Annotated in this window: 16 protein-coding genes and 1 riboswitch; of the genes, 10 read left to right on the top strand and 6 right to left on the bottom strand. The window is 38.0% G+C overall.

Annotated elements, in window-relative coordinates:
• Nucleotides 1–87: 87 nt before the first annotated feature.
• Together SJY16_RS17515 and SJY16_RS17510 are read right to left on the bottom strand one after the other, a co-directional pair.
• Nucleotides 88–669, bottom strand: coding sequence for an ECF transporter S component (locus SJY16_RS17515; protein ID WP_377891205.1), 582 nt, complete (start codon nt 667–669; stop codon nt 88–90).
• 147 nt (nt 670–816) lie between these two features.
• Nucleotides 817–952: riboswitch (FMN riboswitch) on the bottom strand.
• 171 nt (nt 953–1123) lie between these two features.
• Nucleotides 1124–1483: a c-type cytochrome gene (locus SJY16_RS17510; RefSeq protein ID WP_377891203.1), complete on the bottom strand. Its 360-nt coding sequence runs from the start codon at nt 1481–1483 to the stop codon at nt 1124–1126.
• Nucleotides 1484–1663: 180 nt separating this feature from the next.
• Between SJY16_RS17510 and spoIIP the strand changes: the two genes are divergently transcribed.
• Nucleotides 1664–2836: a stage II sporulation protein P gene (gene spoIIP, locus SJY16_RS17505; protein WP_377891201.1), complete on the top strand. Its 1173-nt coding sequence runs from the start codon at nt 1664–1666 to the stop codon at nt 2834–2836.
• Nucleotides 2837–2870: 34 nt separating this feature from the next.
• Here the strand turns inward: spoIIP and SJY16_RS17500 are convergent, their stop codons facing one another.
• Nucleotides 2871–3443 carry a YitT family protein gene (locus SJY16_RS17500; RefSeq protein WP_377891199.1) on the bottom strand — a complete coding sequence of 191 codons (573 nt, stop codon included), beginning with the start codon at nt 3441–3443 and terminating at the stop codon, nt 2871–2873.
• 269 nt (nt 3444–3712) lie between these two features.
• Here SJY16_RS17500 and SJY16_RS17495 point away from each other — a divergent pair, with 269 nt between their 5' ends.
• The 8 genes from SJY16_RS17495 (at nt 3713) to SJY16_RS17460 (ending at nt 15608) form a co-directional block, all read left to right on the top strand.
• Nucleotides 3713–5989, top strand: coding sequence for an EAL domain-containing protein (locus tag SJY16_RS17495; RefSeq protein WP_377891197.1), 2277 nt, complete (start codon nt 3713–3715; stop codon nt 5987–5989).
• Nucleotides 5990–6251: 262 nt separating this feature from the next.
• Nucleotides 6252–7886 (top strand): M4 family metallopeptidase, encoded by a 1635-nt coding sequence (locus SJY16_RS17490; protein WP_377891195.1) that lies wholly within the window; start codon nt 6252–6254, stop codon nt 7884–7886.
• Between the two features lie 155 nt (nt 7887–8041).
• Nucleotides 8042–9646: a cation:proton antiporter gene (locus tag SJY16_RS17485; protein WP_377891193.1), complete on the top strand. Its 1605-nt coding sequence runs from the start codon at nt 8042–8044 to the stop codon at nt 9644–9646.
• Between the two features lie 197 nt (nt 9647–9843).
• Nucleotides 9844–10356 carry a GNAT family N-acetyltransferase gene (locus tag SJY16_RS17480; RefSeq protein WP_377891192.1) on the top strand — a complete coding sequence of 171 codons (513 nt, stop codon included), beginning with the start codon at nt 9844–9846 and terminating at the stop codon, nt 10354–10356.
• A 195-nt stretch (nt 10357–10551) separates the two neighbouring features.
• Complete coding sequence (locus SJY16_RS17475; protein WP_377891190.1) at nt 10552–11784, top strand: ATP-binding protein; 1233 nt, start codon at nt 10552–10554, stop codon at nt 11782–11784.
• Between the two features lie 16 nt (nt 11785–11800).
• Nucleotides 11801–13006 carry an HD-GYP domain-containing protein gene (locus tag SJY16_RS17470; RefSeq protein ID WP_377891189.1) on the top strand — a complete coding sequence of 402 codons (1206 nt, stop codon included), beginning with the start codon at nt 11801–11803 and terminating at the stop codon, nt 13004–13006.
• Between the two features lie 93 nt (nt 13007–13099).
• Nucleotides 13100–14236: a PqqD family protein gene (locus tag SJY16_RS17465; protein WP_377891187.1), complete on the top strand. Its 1137-nt coding sequence runs from the start codon at nt 13100–13102 to the stop codon at nt 14234–14236.
• A 166-nt stretch (nt 14237–14402) separates the two neighbouring features.
• Nucleotides 14403–15608 carry a S1C family serine protease gene (locus tag SJY16_RS17460; protein ID WP_377891185.1) on the top strand — a complete coding sequence of 402 codons (1206 nt, stop codon included), beginning with the start codon at nt 14403–14405 and terminating at the stop codon, nt 15606–15608.
• A 16-nt stretch (nt 15609–15624) separates the two neighbouring features.
• Here the strand turns inward: SJY16_RS17460 and SJY16_RS17455 are convergent, their stop codons facing one another.
• Nucleotides 15625–16281, bottom strand: a complete 657-nt coding sequence (locus tag SJY16_RS17455; RefSeq protein ID WP_377891183.1) for a queuosine precursor transporter — start codon at nt 16279–16281, stop codon at nt 15625–15627.
• A 1-nt stretch (nt 16282) separates the two neighbouring features.
• Nucleotides 16283–16699, bottom strand: coding sequence for a preQ(1) synthase (queF, locus tag SJY16_RS17450; protein ID WP_377891182.1), 417 nt, complete (start codon nt 16697–16699; stop codon nt 16283–16285).
• A gap of 199 nt (nt 16700–16898) precedes the next feature.
• Here queF and SJY16_RS17445 point away from each other — a divergent pair, with 199 nt between their 5' ends.
• Nucleotides 16899–17402, top strand: coding sequence for a YtxH domain-containing protein (locus SJY16_RS17445; protein WP_377891181.1), 504 nt, complete (start codon nt 16899–16901; stop codon nt 17400–17402).
• Between the two features lie 59 nt (nt 17403–17461).
• Here the strand turns inward: SJY16_RS17445 and SJY16_RS17440 are convergent, their stop codons facing one another.
• Complete coding sequence (locus tag SJY16_RS17440; RefSeq protein ID WP_377892314.1) at nt 17462–17548, bottom strand: YjcZ family sporulation protein; 87 nt, start codon at nt 17546–17548, stop codon at nt 17462–17464.
• Nucleotides 17549–17664 lie beyond the last annotated feature (116 nt).

Raw genomic sequence — 17664 nt, 5'->3', positions numbered from 1 at the left:
TCAACAACTTGCATTAGTTTTCCTTCATATGGAAAAAACGTCAATATAAAAAAACGCGTATCCCATGAGGATACGCGTTTCGTTTTATTAAGCAAGTCTGGTTTGTTTCGCAAACCACGGTTTTAATTTAATAAAGAAGGCAATAAATATACCAGCTACAATCGAACCTTTTATAATATTAAACGGTGTAATTCCCGTTAAAACTAGTGCCTGACGTGCTGAAGCTGACATCGCTTCGAATCCCATGAACCATGTGTAAGCTGGAAGAATTACGAGATAGTTCAACAATCCCATCATTGCTGACATCAAGAGAGTTCCAAGAATTAGCCCAATCGTAAGGCCTTTCTGTGTCTGGTTAAACTTCCTGAATATAATAGAAGTCGGCACGATAAAGAATACACCTGCAATAAAATTAGCAAGCTGTCCAATAGGGACTCCAGTAAAGCTTCCCTGAATTCCATAATGGATAAAGTTCTTTATTGCTTCAACTAATATACCTGCTACTGGACCATACAGAATCGCCACAAAAAGTGCTGGAATTTCACTGAAATCAATTTGTAGAAAAACAGGAAAACCAGGTAGTGGAAAATCTAGTAGCATCAGTAGATATGAAATACTACTGAACATCGCTACAACGATCATACGTTGTGTCTTTGATACAGTTTTCATTTGACATTGCTCCTTTGATTTTTGAACCATCGAAAAGGAGATGTGGCCCTATGCACGTAAAAAAACCATGAGTATGGGGCTCATGGTAGTCGGCATGGGGAAATAAGCAAGCTTATCGTCTATTTTTCAATAGAGAGCTTGCTACTCCACCATCTTCTCCCATCCAGACTATACTGTCGGCTCTGGATTTACACCAGATCCTGCCCAAACTACAGGCTCGCGGGCTTGAGGAAATTATTCCTTCACCGCCGGTCGGGAATTGCACCCTGCCCCGAAGATAGTTCGTATACTATTTTACAGCTTCATTATACATCGCGAGAGAAGATAACTCAACAAAAACATCTTGAAGTCAAGCTATTCTGTGATAATGCTTTCAACGAAGTGATAATAGATCATTCAAAGGTAATAATAAAAAGCTCTCTGTTGGATTAACAGAAAGCTTTTTATTACAATATTATTTTTTTTCGGACAGCCATTTAGCGACCATCTCAGCTTCTTTACCTTGAATGACACCAGCTGGCATTCCGCCACCTTTACCATTCTTAATAATGCCGAGAATCTCGTCCTTTGAATATTTACCACCTACAGCTTCTAGTGCAGGACCTGCTCCCCCACCAAGGTTCTCACCGTGACAGGAAGCGCAGTTCTGAGAGAAGATTTTTTCTGCTTCTCCTCCTGCTGAGTCTTCAGTCTGCTCACCATGGCTTCCTTCAGAACCAGCGTGTTCTTCCGTTGTAGACAGCCAGTATGTAAAGCCTACCACTATCGCTAGGAACAAAATTGTCGAAGCAATATACATCGATGATTTTCCCATTCTGTTCACCTCCCCTATCCTATCTTAATCATACTTTTCGCACATTCAATTATCAAATATATTTTGCAGATATTTTGAATCATATACGCTTCTATCTATTATTGCTAGCAAAAAAATCTTCTAATGTGATTTTTGTTTCATAGACATAGAGTATGAAGCCGGCGAGGGAGAGAAGAGCTTATGAAACAAAATGCGATAAAGTTATTTAGTAATCCTAGTAACAAAATGCTTAGAACACTTTCATTCCTTATGATCATTAGCTTGATTAGTTTGTTTATCGTTGCGGGATTTATCTCGTCTTCTGAAACGAAATATCGATTTTCTTCCTCAATGATGCACGACTGGGTTACGAGCTTTTCAAATGAAGCAATGATTTATGCGATGGGCACTGAAAATCATTATTTAACGCAAGTGCTGCCAGCAGGAAGCGAGCCTCCTGCGCTATCACTTGTCGCTTTTCAATTTATTACGAGTATAAAGCCAGGGGACATCCGAAGTCTTCTTGGTAGTGAACTGCCTGGGTTTGCTTTATATGATGCAAAGATCCATGTGGCTGGGGAAGGAACGAGCTTTGCGAATCTTCCTGTTGAGTCGGTTCCGCCTTTGAACGATCTACTTATCGAAAGGGATGTTCCATCAGACAAATTGGTTATTCAAGATCCCAAAAAGCCTGTTACGCCACCGGTTCAAACTACTAACGGAAAAGATGTAGCTTTCATCTACCACTCTCATAGTTATGAATCATATTTACCTTTGCTAGGACTTGAAGGGAATAAGAATGGTGATCTTGCCAACGATGGAAAAACAAACATTACGTTAGTAGGGAAAATGCTTGGAGAAGCCCTTGAAAATAAAGGGATTGGGACAGTGGTCGATGATTCAAATATAGGGGCCCTGTTGAATGAAAAAGGATGGCAACATGGTAGGGCATATGATGTATCTAGAACCATCGTCCAATCAGCAATGAGCAGTAATTCAAATTACGATTTGTTCATTGATATTCACAGAGATGCTCTTCGTAAGAATGATACTACAGTAACAATCAATAATGAAAAATATGCTCGCACCGTATTTGTAATAGGTGAAGAAAATCCGAACTACGAAAAGAACCTCAAACTTGCAAAGGAACTGCATACCGCATTAAAGGAGAAATATCCAGGGCTGAGTAGAGGAGTAATCGGAAAGAAGGGACAACGAGTTGATGGTGTATATAACCAGGATATATCCCCTAATGCCATGCTGATCGAAATGGGAGGAGTCGATAATAACCTAGAAGAACTGAGTAGAACAGTAGATGCAATTTCGGATGTTCTTGGAGAACATTATTGGAGTGTACAAAAAGTGAATAACTGATGGAAAACGCTGCTTCCTAATGGAGGCAGCGTTTCTAAGTGACTTCTTTTTTGATAGTTAATAAACTCGTCGCAATTCCAACAAATAAAATGGTGATAGCCGAGTACATTGTAGAGTTCAAACCAATGGTTTTAGAGCCGATAATAATAACAACGCCATCGATAAGGAAAATGATTACTCCTACATTTAACGATAGAATTTTTGAGATGAACTGTGCTAGTAGGTCAGTTCCACCAGTACTGGTATCAAACCTCAGCATGATTCCAATCCCCGATCCTACAAAAAAACCTCCTATGATTGCACTAAGCAATGAAGGGTATAGAAATGAGTGACGCATAGGAGAAAGAATATCGATAAAGAACGAGGAGAGTAATAGGCCATGGAGACTATTATAAAAGTATTGGCGAAAATGAAGGAAAGCAAAAATATAAAGTGGAATACTTAAACAAATAATCGTAAGTCCTGTTTCAAAGCCCCAAATATATTTGATGATTAGCCCAATTCCAATCATCCCTCCATCAATCAGGTGGTTCGGGACGAGAAAACCATTGACTCCTACTCCGACCATAACACTACCAATAAGCACAGCTGCTATTTTCTTTAGCATGGTGCGATCACCTGCTTGTTCAGGGTTGTTTTAATATGTATGTATTTGAAGAGAGTTTCATAACGCGTTACCTACAAAAATAGAAAATGCTGAAAGTTAGCATAGTGTCGGGGGTCTTCATGCTTTCATTAATCAAACTGTATACGATTGAATACGCATACTACATAACAGGTTTTTTTATATCATATTTAGTGTTTTATGGTGGGGGATTCCTATTTTTTAAATATAATAAAAGGCCCCTAAGAAAAACAGGAAGGGTTATTGCGATTGTGTCTATTCTGTTAGGTTTATCGCAATATATCATCAACCTTCTGTTCAATCTCTCAATCACTATACCTAATTCGATTGATGGGTATGTGCTTCATGCGATTCTGTTGATTTTGTTAAGCACGCTATTTTCTTTTATCATTATCAAAACGTTCTTAAACAGAAAGATGAAACCCAAGTTTCATTTGATTGGTTCGGTACTAGTTACAGCGGGAATTATAATTACACTTATTATTGGCAATGTCGCATTCTTTAGTGAATCAATCTTAATAAAGCCCATTTACTTAATTTTATCCATTATCATCACGTTTGCTTTTTCTCTTTGCATCGTTCGTTTCTTGTTGCTGTTAAACCTCAATGATAGTCAACGGTATTATAAACTTTGGTTAGTTGTAGGGAGCCTAGCAGCTAGTATCGTCTTTTCTTGTTTGCCATACTTATTATTTTTTGGAATGGTAGATCACACACTCTATCTTAAGGAAGCTGATAAGTTAGAACCCTACCTTATTGCTTTGGCTTTTAATTACGTATGCTTGGGGATTCTAGTGTATGTGCCTGATCGATACGGGATTGCGAGGCAAATAGAACAAACAGATCGACTTGTACAAAATGAACAGCAGTTTAAATCCCTTTTTCACCATAATCCGGATGCTGTATTTTCTATTGATTCTAATGGTAAGTTTGCGAGTGTTAACTATGTAGCTGCGGAGTACACAGGGTATTCGCTCAAAGAATTGAAAACAAAATCCTTTGATCAAGTGGTGGCACCAGAAGAGGTGCAACTTGCTAAGGGAATGTTTGGACGTTCACTTCAGGGCGAGGTTCATCAATTCGATATCAAAGTCAAATCAAAGCGAAATAAAATCAAAGACTTACATATTTCGACTGTACCGATTAATGTTGGAGGAGAAATAGTAGGGGTATACGGCATAGCAAAAGATATTACCGAGAAGAAACGTGCAGAAAAAACAATCCATTTCCTCGCTTACCACGATGAGTTAACGGGGCTTCCTAATAGACGGTATTTCAATGAAGAGCTAGCTTCTCTTATGAATCAAGAAGTTCCCCCTCCATTTGCAATCATGTTAATTGATTTTGACAGGTTTAAGCGGATCAATGATTTATTCGGTCATGATTTCGGGGATTTGGTCATCCAATCGATCGGAAACCGTTTGGTAGAAGTGCTGGATGAGCAATTTTTTGTGGCAAGGTTAGGTGGAGATGAATTTACGATTATTCTTCCCAATCACGGTAATAAAGAGGATGTTGAACAAGTGGCTGCATCTATTCTAGAAGCTTTTCGATCTCCACTTATGATAGAGAATCAAGAGTGTTTGTTAACAGCAAGTATCGGGATTGCCCTTTATCCTACTCATGGTAGTAATGCAGCAGAGCTTCAAAAATATGCGGATATGGCTATGTATCATGTCAAAGAGAAAAATATGAACAACTATGCATTCTACCAAGAAGAGATGAGCAATCAGACGCTTCACAAAATTATATTAGAAAACGACTTGCGAAAGGCGATCGAACAAGATGAACTACTTGTTTACTATCAGCCAAAGGTGAATACGGAGTCGGGGGAAGTCATTGGTTTCGAAGCATTAGTCAGGTGGTTGCACCCAGAAATAGGGTTGATATCTCCGAACGAATTTATACAAGCGGCAGAAGAAACAGGACTCATTGTTCCTATCGAAAAAATCGTGATCCAGCGTGCTTGTGAACAGTTAAAAGCATGGCAACAAAACCATAGTGAAGACTATACTATGTCTGTAAACATATCTCAGCGTCACTTTTATCAAGAAGATGTTGTGTGTACGATCACGAACAACCTTGACCAGTCAGGTATTGCCCCTGAGACTCTTGAAATCGAAATTACAGAGAGTATGGCGATGTTTAATGAACATACTACGATTCAAAAGCTAGAGAAGCTTAGAAACCTAGGTGTTGCAATCAGCATGGATGATTTCGGAACAGGTTATAGTTCCTTGCAATACATTACGAAATTGCCTATCAATAGGGTCAAAATAGACCAATCCTTTATTCGAGGCTTGGTCAGTAGTTCAAGTAGTCTTGGAATAGTGTCAACAATTATCTCATTAGCAAGGCATTTGAATTTAGATATCATTGCTGAAGGCGTTGAGACTGAAGAACAAATCGAAGCGTTAAAACAATTAGAGTGCTATGATGTCCAGGGGTATTACTATAGTAAACCGCTCCCAGTGGAAGGAATCGAAGCATTTTTGAAATCGAAAGCGATGAAGCTTTCCAGCATGTAATCGTAAAATATAAAATGTAAGAGAGGCGAGAGGAATGCTCGTCTCTCTTTAGTTTATTTAAAAGTAAAATTTTTCCATAAAATAAGAGTTGTGGATTCATTATATCACCTTGCCAAGCTAAATGTTATTGGGAAATGTGATTGTAAATATCGTTTATATTCCTGTGATTTTCTATATATTTCCCAATACAAAGTTGAAAATATATGTGATATTCTACTAATGTAATAAAAATTCTAAACATTCCGAATTGGAGGAAAGCATTATGAAAAAAGGAATTGTCGTAGCACTCGCAACTGGCCTTGCCTTTGGATCAGCGCTTCCAACCGCTTCAGCTGCTTCTACTAAGGATCTTAATCCGGAACAGAAAAGCGCACTCGAAAAAATGGAGAATGTGAAACAAACGTGGGAAAAAGAAAGAAACGTACCATCATTTCTTTCTGGTAAACTATCAAAAGATAAAGTAGGTAATGAAAAGGCAGTAAAGTCTTTCTTAAAATCAAATGAAGGCTTGTTCAACGTTAACACTAAGAATTTAAAACTTATTGGTGAAAATACGGATGAGCTCGGAATGACACATTATGAATATGTTCAAACTGTTAAAGGAGTAGAAATTGACGGAGCGAAATTTATCGTACATAAGGATGAAAACGATAATATTGTAGCGATCAACGGCGATTTGCATCCTAATGCTGACAAGAACTTTAAAGGCAGTAGCCAGGCAAAGCTATCTGACAAACAAGCAATGAAGAAAGCTTGGAAACATATTGGCGTCAATCCTAAAAACGTTGTAAGTGACGAACCAAGCTTTGTGAAAAAATCCAAAGTATCTGATCAAGTAGAGAAGAGCGAAAAAGTAGTTTATGAGAAAGATAATGCATATCATCTTACTTATAAAGTCCAGCTTCAGTTCATTGATCCATATCCAGCAAACTGGCAAGTCTACGTTGATGCAGAAGATGGCTCGATTGTAGATGCTTACAATGCAGTTACTGAAGGAGCAACTACTGGTTACGGCTATGGCGTGAATGGAGGATATAAAGATCTGAACACTTATTTATCAAGTGGTACGTATTACCTTTATGATACAACGAAAGCGATGAGTGGAGTTATCGAAACAAGAACGGCGAACAACGGTACGTCCCTACCGGGTAGCTACGCAGTTGATAGTAACAATGCATTCACTGCAGCTTCTCAAGGGGCTGAAGTTGATGCTCATTATAACGCTGGAAAAGTATATGATTATTACAAGAGTACTCATAACCGCAACAGCTTTGACAATAATGGAGCAACGATTCGCTCTACTGTTCATTATGGATCAAACTATAACAATGCATTCTGGAATGGATCTCAGATGGTTTATGGTGATGGTGATGGACAAGTTTTCGACCCACTTTCTGGCGGACTTGATATCGTTGCGCACGAAATCACTCACGCTGTAACGGAAAGAACAGCTGGCCTTCAATACAAGAATCAATCCGGTGCATTGAACGAATCAATGTCTGATGTATTTGGCTACTTTGTTGAACCTGGCGACTATTTGATGGGTGAGGATGTTTATACGCCTGGACAAGCTGGAGATGCGCTAAGAAGTATGTCTAACCCGGAAGCGTACGGGCAGCCGTCCCATATGGATGACTATTACTATACTTCATCCGATAATGGAGGCGTTCATACTAACAGTGGTATTCCAAACAAAGCAGCTTATCTGACAATCCAAAGTATCGGAAAGTCAAAAACCGAAAAAATTTACTATCGTGCGCTTAGCTTATACATGACTCCAACAAGCGACTTTAGTGACGCACGTTCTGCATTACTACAAGCAACTTCTGATCTCTACGGTACTGGCTCAACTTATAACTCTGTAGCAAGTGCTTGGAATCAAGTGGGTGTGAACTAAGAAATATAATTTGGAAGAGTCCTTAATAGGGCTCTTCTTTTTGTGTGAATTCAGCAGAATTAGGGAAGACTACCATTGGTGAAATTCTCCGTGATTTTCCATTATACATATGAATTGGTTATAATAAGAACAGAATAAAGAAGCGGAGGAAGGATATGGAACATTTAGACTTGCATCATATTTTTGAACTTGGTTTGATTCTCGTAATTATGGCTGCTGGAATAACGGCGGTTGCAAAGAAACTAAAACAGCCTTATCCGATCGCTTTGGTTATTATCGGAACGTTAATAGGCTTATTGAATATTCCTGTGCTTGAACCGTTGAAGATGTTTATTACGGAAGGGGATATTTTTAATTTTGTTATTTTAACGATTTTCTTACCAGCATTGCTTGGTGAGGCTGCATTAAAGCTTCCGTTTTCACATTTGAATGAAAATAAGAAGCCGATTCTCGCGCTTGCCTTCGGAGGGACATTTCTTTCCTTTCTTGTTATTGGGTTTTCAACGCACTATCTCTTAGGGCTATCCATTCCGGTTGCGTTTGTATTTGCAGCATTGATGAGTGCAACAGACCCGGTGAGTGTACTTTCCATTTTTAAGAGTATGGGGGTTAATCATAAACTCTCGACAACGATCGAAGGGGAAAGTTTATTTAACGATGGACTTGCCGTCGTGTTGTTCAAAATCTCCGCATTTTCTCTCTTAGCTTATATGGATATGGGCTGGGGTGGATTGACTAGCGGTGTGTTAGAGTTTGTGAAAGTTGTTGCTGGTGGTCTACTGATCGGTGGAGGGTTTGGATATGCTGTTTCAATCCTCACAAAGTACTTTGACGATTACCCACTCGAGATTATTTTCAGCGTGATTCTATTCTATGGTGCGTATATTGCGGCAGAGAGTATTCATGTTTCGGGTGTTATTGCCGTTGTTATAGCAGCTCTTACGTTCGGTAACTTTGGAGCGAAGGTTGGAATGAGTCCAACGACAAGGTTAAATATCAATAACTTCTGGGATGTTGCAGCATTGCTTGCGAATTCCATCGTCTTTTTAATGGTTGGACTTGAAATCACCAGGATTGAATTTGCGGATAAATGGGGAATTATTGGACTAGCCCTCTTAATTGTCTTAGTTGGTCGAAGTATTGCTGTTTACGGAAGCACGATGTTTGTAAAGGGATTACCAACTTCGTGGCGTCATGTGCTAAATTGGGGCGGACTGAAAGGGTCACTATCCATTGCACTTGTACTGAGTTTGCCAGGTGACTTCGACGGTAGAGAAACCCTATTGATTTTAACGTTTAGCATCGTCTTATTTTCTTTAGTCGTTCAAGGAATAACGATTAAACCATTGATTAATTATTTTGGACTACGTGCCAAGCATAGCGGTTCGAAGGAATATGAAGATATTGTCGCTAACTTACATAGACATGAAGCAGGTATCGCGGAAATTCAAAAGATAAAATCACAGCTTTTCATACCTGAACCTGTTTATGGAGAAATGCTTACCTCTTACGAAAAAGAAATTGATGACATTCATGATAACCTTGATCGTTTATTAGAAGAACATCCTCATCTCAAGACGAGTCAGCTAATAACATTGAAGAAACATTCATTATATGCGCAACATGCGAAAATTACTGAGCTTGAACAGGATGAAATTATTTCTATAGAAGTAGCTCAGAAGTATAAGGACATTCTAAATAATGACCTCGCCATTATTGAAGAAGAAGATGTATTGAAGGAGTCCAAAAGAACTCACTAGGCTGCCGCACTTTTGTGGCAGCTTTTTTGTTTGTCCTGCATAACCTATAAGAGAAAGGACAACATAAATAAAGAAAATTTCGTTTATTAAAGATTTGTTAGGGTATGGTTTACAGTAAGTAAATCTGTAAGGTATAGTGATAAAAGTCATTTTCACATTACTTGAAAATAACTCACAAGGAGGACTTTTGAAATAAAATGCCTTACCTTCAGACCGATCGTCTGACCATAATTCCATTTTCCTTTGATCTTATTAAAGCGATGGCAAATAAGAAAGAACTTGAGAAGCTTTTACACGTAGAGGTTCCACGAGAATTTGAAAACGTTCAGTTTGAAGATTTTCTACCTTTTCACTTAGATGATACAGATATTGCAAAAGTGAATTGCAAGTGGGAAGGGATACTGATCCATACCTCGGATGAAAAAGTAATCGGAACGATGGGATTCAAAAATACTGGCGACGCATCAGGAAATCTAGAAGTTGGATACCACTTGATACCAGATTATCGTAATAAAGGTTACGCTGTTGAAATGGCCAATGCTCTTGTGAGCTGGGTCTTCTCAGATAAATCTAAAGAAGAAAATGCAGATTCTGAGAACATAGACGCAGTCATGAAACGCTTGGGTTTATCAAGACTCAAGGTTCAGCAGAATGTTGCCAAAGATAAAATTAACGAAGAGAAATTCATTAAGAAGAATAAATATATCTGATAAATTGAACCCCGCATTCGCGGGGTTTTTCTTTTGTCTTCTATTCCAAAAGGGATGGAAAAAACCGGCCTGAAAATTTACTTATCCTTTATGAAAATTAAATAGGAATTTGGTAATTATTGTCGAATAATATGCTATAATCAAGAGTGTTTTAAAGATCTTGTAACTGCCTTGAAAGCAGTGTTAGGAGTAGGTATGAAAGCAGCATCATTGAGAGAAATTGTATCAGAGCAAGACAAGAAGGCTACAAAGTTATTTTTATACTTATTTGCCTTGGTAACGATTGTTACGAGTATTTATAAATTTGCTATTGAGCCAAAACTTCCCACCAACCCTGGAACACCTAGCGTTAATATTGATGAGTGGATCTATATTGGGACTGAATTAATCTTAATCATTATTGGTTTTTATTTAATTAAAATCAGTAAAAGCTATGCCGTTAAGTATGTATTTTTAATTGTTTATTTAGTTGTCACACTTGTGACTGAAATTACAATTTATTCATTATTTGACATCACATATTCAAGTGGTGGTGTAATGGAGATTTTCTTTGTGTTTTTCACTCCGATTTTTTTGAATAGAAAGTATTTTATGTGGGTTACTGCCGGAATGATTATTAAATACATTATCGTCGGTAGTGTCTTATTATTAGTAGAAGTGCTTTTCCCTATTACGTTACTAGGATTAATTTCAATCATTACATATATATATCTTAACCGTTCACTATCCTTTGTGACTTCAATTGAAAAAGCTTATGAGAAATTAGCACATCATGAGAAATTAGCCTTTATGGGGCAGGTAGCTACTGGAATTGCTCATGAAATTAGAAATCCATTGACCTCTATTAAAGGATTTCTCCAATTACAACAGTATCAAACTCAGGTGGATACTGAACATTCCTCAATCATGATGGATGAACTTGAACGAATTAATCTAATTGTGAATGATTTATTGATTCTTGGAAAACCAAATGCATTTTCGTTTCATGAAAGTAAAGTGGATAAAATCATTGATTATGTCGTGAAACTTACTATTAATCAGGCAGCAGCTAGTGGTGTGACTCTCGAGGTGGAAATAAATAGTGAGCTCTCTACTGTATGGTGTGATGGTAATAGATTGAAGCAAGTATTTATCAATATTATTAGAAATGCGATCGATGCGATGTCAGAAGGTGGAATAATAAAAATTACTGCCGATAATTATAGTGAGAATGAAATTAAACTATCTTTCAGTGATGAAGGCAATGGAATCCCGGATGAATTTATTGATAGATTACAAGAGCCCTTTTTTTCTACTAAAGAAAGTGGAACTGGGCTGGGATTGATGGTAAGCTATCGGATTATTGAGGAACATAACGGAAGAATTGAGGTAGAAAGTATGCCGGAAGTGGGCACAACGTTCCATATATTTTTACCTTCAACAAACTGAAAACGGGGTAGCGATTATGAGGAAATTTATAAAGTCAACATTATTATCAGAGGAAAAACGTGCTGTCATCTTGTTTGTTTGGCTCTTTTATTTAGTTTCACTATCATATGATTTCTTTAATAGTGTTATTTTGAGTCAACTAGTAAATATAGATACACCAAATACACTACATGAGGGTTTAGGAATATGGTATTTCATTATTGAACTATCTTTCATTCCATTTATTGTATATTATTTAAAGGGTGAGCTTGCATACCGAATTAAATATATGATCTTCATAGGTTTTACAATACTCAACTTAGTAAATGATTTGATTATTTATTATGGCAATGATTTTCCATATAGGAGTGGGAACATTGCCGAAATACTCATCGTTTTGCTTAGCCCCATATTTGTTAATCGAAAGTATTTTTGGGTTGTATCAATTGGGACCATGATTAAATATTTGCTGATAGGTATAATACTGAACGATCAAACCATTTTTCTTCCAATCCTTATATTGGTTGTGGTTTTATCAATAGCTTATATTTTATTACAGCGATTTTTGTCATATGTACAAGCTATACAAACAACGTTTGATAATCAACTAGAAGGTATAGTAACAGGGGTTGTAGCTACACTCGAGTTAAAAGATCCTTACACTCGTGGTCATAGCCAACGTGTTGCTGCTTATTCCACGATATTAGCTAAGTATATGGGAGGCTTTACATCGGAGCAGCTTGTAACTTATAACTATTCTTGCTTACTTCATGATGTCGGGAAGGTGAATATTCCGGATAATATCTTAATGAAGCCATCGAGATTAAACAACGAAGAATTCAATATTATTAAAACACATCCTACAGTAGGAGCGGATGCTCTATCTGGAATCAAAGGGTTAGAGGTTTGTCTTGATGTTGTGAGATACCATCATGAAAGGTGGGATGGTAGAGGGTATCCAGAAGGTTTAAAGGGAGAAGAAATTCCGCTGTTAGCACGGATAACTGCAGTTGCTGATGCATTTGATGCGATGACATCTTCAAGATCTTATCGACCTGCGATGTCTTTAGAAGAAGCTTATTCCCAAATAATCGACGGAGAGGGTACTCAATTCGATCCCGATATGGTGACGATATTCAAAAAAGCTTTTCCTGAATGGTCTGCGTACCAAAAGAAGCACTCTAACTCAGTAGTATCTGATAGTAAAGGAGGTGACAGTATTGAAAATTCGCAAACTCAATAAGGTGAAAACGACGTGTTGGTGGTGTAATTGGTTACCACCAGGTTGGTAAGGGTGGGTGCGTTTTTGCACCCTTTTTTTTGAAAGGAGTTCTGTATGGACTACGAAGCCTCATTACAGTTAAACGAGTTTCAAATACATAGTAATCAGAAAGAGTATATTGTTGAAAACGTAAAATCGGCAGAGTACTACGAAATGAATGAATCGGCAGTAGAAGCCATTATGCTGATTGATCAAGGGAAAACATTGAAAGATATTGAGAGGATTCTGTTAGATAAGTTTCCTCAAGACGAAATCGATGTTCTTGATTTTGTTCAACAATTAGTAGAGTTAGGTTTCATTTCAAGTGATAAAGATCATGGAATAAGCACCTCAAATCCATCATCACCTTTGAATAAAATCTCTCCAAAACTAGCTCAATTTTTATTTAACCCTATTTCAAACAAATTTTATTTACTTCTTTTCCTCATTAATCTAACACTATTGATTACACATCCAGAATTACTTCCTCATTATAGTGATTTTTTCGTTTCAGATAGTTTAGCAGTTTCAATGATGACATATTTGTTCCTATCCTTCATCTTGATTTTCATCCATGAAATGGGACACGTATTAGCAGTACGGTCACATGATTTTCCTACAAACTTGTCGATTAGTCACAGACTTTTTCTAGTGGTGATTGAAACAGACATGACACATGCCTGGCGATTGAATAAAAGAGATAGACATCTTCTCTACTTGTCAGGAATTTGTTTTGATACTATTTTGTTTTTTGGAGCAATCATTTTCAAATTGTTTGTGCACGGTCCATGGTTACAAGCGATCGCCTCACTCATACTATTAGACTTGTTCGTTAAATTTATTTACCAGTGCTGTGTGTATATGAAAACTGACTTTTATTATGTTCTAGAAAATGCCACTGGTTGCTATAACTTAATGGAAAGAAGCAAAGAGTGGCTATTTCAGAAAAATAAAGACGGACCATCAAAGCGTGAACAGTATATTCTAGGTTTTTATGGATTCGTTTACATTGTCGGAGTAGGATTATCGATTTCGTTGTTTGTTTTTTATATGATTCCACAGTTTCGTTATATGGTAATGACCAATGTAGAGCATCTTTCGTATCCTGTTCAAACGATGTATTTCTGGGATGGATTTGTCTTCCTTGCACAGGTTGCTTTAGGTGTAGGATTGCTTCTTTTCAGTTGGTCACGTACGTTGAGAAATAAGTAAGAGGTTCCTTGTTTCGACGTTTTCTCCCACAATCTCCCGGGAAATATCCACAAAAATACGACAAATATCAAAGAATATGGAAAAACTCTCACATTCCCTACAGAAGTATTTCTAGTCGTTACAATGTGTATATAAACAGTTCAAGGGGAGAAAGGGTGACATAGTGATGGGATACTATGATGAGCATAATCAAACAAGGAAAGATAGAAAGGCAGTGCGAGGGATGAATTGGTTTTTGCCTAGCACGTTTGGTGCTGTGGTCGGGGCTTCTGTTATGCTTGTGGCAGGACCATATGTTACTAATTCAGATCAACCGGCTATGAGCCAATCAGCCGTTCAGAGCGCTGAAAACCAGTCAGCGACAAATGTTTCATACGATGTTTCAACTGATATAACGAAGGCAGTAGAAAAGGCCCAAGGATCAGTTGTGAGTATCACAAAATATGAAGATAGTTTTTCTTTAGATAATCAAGATGGACAACCAGGTCAAGCAGCCGGATCCGGGTCTGGCGTGATCTATAAAAAAGAAGATGGGCGTGCCTTCGTTGTTACGAATAATCATGTAATCGAAGGGGCATCTTCACTTGAAGTGACGTTAAATAATGAAGAGAAGCTTAACGCAAAACTATTAGGGGCAGATCCACTGTTGGATCTTGCTGTGCTTGAAATCGATGGAAGTAAAGTGGATACGGTTGCAGAGTTCGGTTCTTCAGATAATTTGAAAACAGGGGAGCCAGCTATTGCCTTAGGAAATCCGCTAGGTTTTCTTGAGGGCTCAGTAACTCAGGGCATCATTAGTAATACGAATCGTTCAATTCCAGTCGACCTTGATAATAATGGTCAACCTGATTATTCAGCAGATGTTATTCAAACTGATGCTTCAATCAATCCAGGTAATAGTGGAGGAGCACTGATTAACATTCAGGGACAACTCATTGGAATCAACTCATCAAAGATTGCTCAAACTCAAGTCGAGGGAATAGGCTTTGCGATACCGATCAATGAAGCTAAACCGATTATTGATCAGCTTGAGAAAACAGGAGAAGTAAAGAGGCCTGTTATGGGGGTTACCCCTGCATCGTTAACAGAAGTTCCGAAGCAACATTGGAGTGGCACATTAAACCTACCTGAAAAGGTGGATGGCGGAGTTGTACTCATGGGTATTTCTCCATCTTCTCCTGCTGATGAAGCTGGGTTAATGGAACGAGATGTGATTGTGAAACTTGATGATCAAGACATCAAAAGCTCAGCTGAATTAAGAAAATACCTTTATTCCAACAAAAAAGTTGGAGATGAAATGAAAGTCACTTATTACCGTGACGGTAAAATTCAAACAACAACGATGACGTTAGCAAACCAAAAAGCACTATAAAGAAAAGCCTCTGGAATTATACATCCAGAGGCTTTTTCATATGAAACCTTTCTTCTTTTCTTGAATCGATTTTAGTTAAAGCATAAAAAATCGGAGTATCAAGGAGAGCGAGAGTCATTTTTATAGCAAATTGCGAGAGAATCATCACCCAAATATTTGGCACGGTTCCGATAAAAGCAATTGTTATAAAAATCGTCGTATCGATTAGTTGTGATGCAGCTGTACTTGCATTGTTTCGAATCCATCGATGTCGGTTCGCAGTTCTTTTCTTGATTTCAGAAAAGATGTAAACATCAACATGTTGAGATACAAGGTATGCTGCAAGACTTGCGAGCACGAATCGGTAATTTTGTCCTAGTAAAATTTCATAGGCAGCTTGCGTATCTGAGGCAAATGGTGCAACTGGGAGCAACATACCGATGAAAATCATGATACTGGCGAAGATTTGTGCGGCAAATCCGTATCGAATTGTCCGTTTAGCTTCTTCTTTACCGAAACGTTCGTGAATGATGTCTGTAAATAAAAAAGAGAATGCATACATCACGACTGCAGCAGGAATAACGAAACTTCCAACCATAACAACTTTTCCTGCTAGTACGTTAGCAATTACAATAGAAGTTGCAAAGAGTACGTTGAACAGGACAAGGCTGCGGTCGATTTGTTCGGGCTTCATGCTAAGCTTCAGCCTTATCGCGCACTGCCATCGTTTTCAATTCAATTCCTCCGCGAGCGGATTGGTAAACTGTAATCGTAACTTTTAGTGGATCGATTGCATACACAACATCATCAGCAATACGAGCAGCTAATGTTTCACAGAAGCTTCCTTCGTCTCGATAAGACCAAAGATAAAACTTCAATGATTTCGATTCGATACACTTTTTGTCTGGTACGTAAGAGATTTCCACTCTACCAAAGTCAGGTTGTCCAGTTTTCGGACATACAGCTGTAAATTCAAGTGCGTTGAATGTGATTTCTTGTACATTGGGTGCATCAAATGCTTCGTTCTTTATAACTTCACGAGCCTGTTCCACACTTTCTGGTCTTGGCATTGGACCAGAAGAAGGTAGCCAAGCGTTATCCATACTATTCATTGTTATTCCTCCTTAGTTTTGTTAAAGCAGGAAGGTTTCGAACTGCTCTAATATAACGGAATCTATTATAACAGAGGACTTTCGGAAAGCGAAGTTATTTTTGTTGCTAACAAGTTAGTTTAGCTTTTGGAAGAAAGGGAAAGACAAAACTAGAGGCAAATGATAGGAAAAATAGCGATTATACTAGGAGGAAGAACTCATGCAAACGACTACTGTTAATGAAGAAAAGAATAGTAAATTAATGAAGGGAATCGTAGTAGGAGCAATTGTTGGAGGAGCAGTTGCGATGCTAGATTCAACAACTAGACAAAAGGTGAAACGAGCGACTGGTAGTGCAGTTGATTCTTCAAAAGGTTTCTATACGAATGTAAAAGAAAATCCTTCTGAATTTAAGAACGATTGGATGGAGCGCATTCAATCAGCATCTGAAGTGTTGAAGGAAGCTGTCAATGATGCTCAAACACTTTATGAAAAAGTGAACGATGAAGTTGTCGAGCAAGTGAATCAAGTGAAAGAGGATTCCAGTGAAGTGATTTCTTCTGCGAAGGAAGCAGGGGAGGATATTCAAGAAATTGGTTCGAAAGTAAAAGAAGCTGGTCAAGAAGTTGCGGATTCTGAAAACACTGCTTCTGAACCTACAAATATTTCAGGAAGTGAAACGCGCACTCCTGGTAGTATGACAGCTAATCCAAGAACTAACTAAGGCAATCATTCATGATATGAAAACAAGCCAGCATTCAGCTGACTTGTTTTTTTTGATTATTATAGCCAAGATGCTCCGATGATAATTAGCAAAATAAACAACACGACGATTAGAGCAAACCCTTGATTGTATCCGTATCCACCCATATAAAACGACTCCTTCGTATTTTTCTTTGTTTCAGTATTAACCTATGTTGTCATTGGGTGAAGCGGAAGTAGGCTATCGCACATTTTTGGTGAATTAGCCCTGTAAACCTTACACC

Source organism: Alkalihalobacillus sp. R86527, assembly GCF_042466185.1.
Taxonomy (GTDB): Bacteria; Bacillota; Bacilli; order Bacillales; family Guptibacillaceae; genus Guptibacillus.
Note: the sequence above shows the minus strand (reverse complement) of the source record. Positions and strands in the feature narration are given on the sequence as shown.